The organism is Streptomyces anandii JCM 4720 (genome assembly GCF_014650655.1).
Taxonomy (GTDB): Bacteria; Actinomycetota; Actinomycetes; order Streptomycetales; family Streptomycetaceae; genus Streptomyces; species Streptomyces anandii.
In genome coordinates this window covers 1-529 of the sequence record NZ_BMVJ01000125.1, presented here as the reverse complement: position 1 = coordinate 529, position 529 = coordinate 1, and the positions used below count along the sequence as shown (strand labels likewise).

The following is a 529-nucleotide window of genomic DNA, read 5'->3' as shown; positions in this document are numbered from 1 at the left end:
ACCCCGTCACCGACCGCAGATCATTCCGCAACTCCACCGCCGTCAACGAGTCAAAACCCAACTCCTTGAACGCACGGTTGGACGCAACGGCCTGGGGGCCGGAGTAGCCAAGGACACCGGCCACGCTCCGGAGCACCAGTTCAAGCAGCTCACGGTCCTGCTCGACGGCAGGCAGACCGGCCAGCCGCTGTCCGAGCGCGGTACCTACACCGCCCGAAGCGGAAGAGGAGGAGACGCGCGGCAGCGGCGCGCGTACGAGGCCGCGCAGGAGTGCCGGGACCGTGCCGGTCGCCGCGGCCTCCGCACGCAGCACGGCCAGGTCCAGCCGCATCGGCAGCAGAACCGCCTCATCCACCGCCAACGACGTGTCGAGGAGCGCCAGGCCCTCCTCGGAGGACAGAGCGAGCATTCCGTCCCGTGTCATACGCCGCAGGTCACGGTCGCTGAGGTTGCCGGTCATGCCGCTGGCCTCGGCCCACAGACCCCACGCCAGCGCACTCGCCGGCAGACCCTCCGACCGACGACACTG

General features: G+C 69.9%; 1 protein-coding gene. It reads right to left on the bottom strand.

Annotation, left to right across the window (positions count from 1 at the left end):
• On the bottom strand, nt 1-460 hold a 460-nt coding region (locus IE249_RS35625; protein WP_229860055.1), incomplete at its 3' end, for an acyl carrier protein.
• Between the last annotated feature and the right edge of the window lie 69 nt (nt 461-529).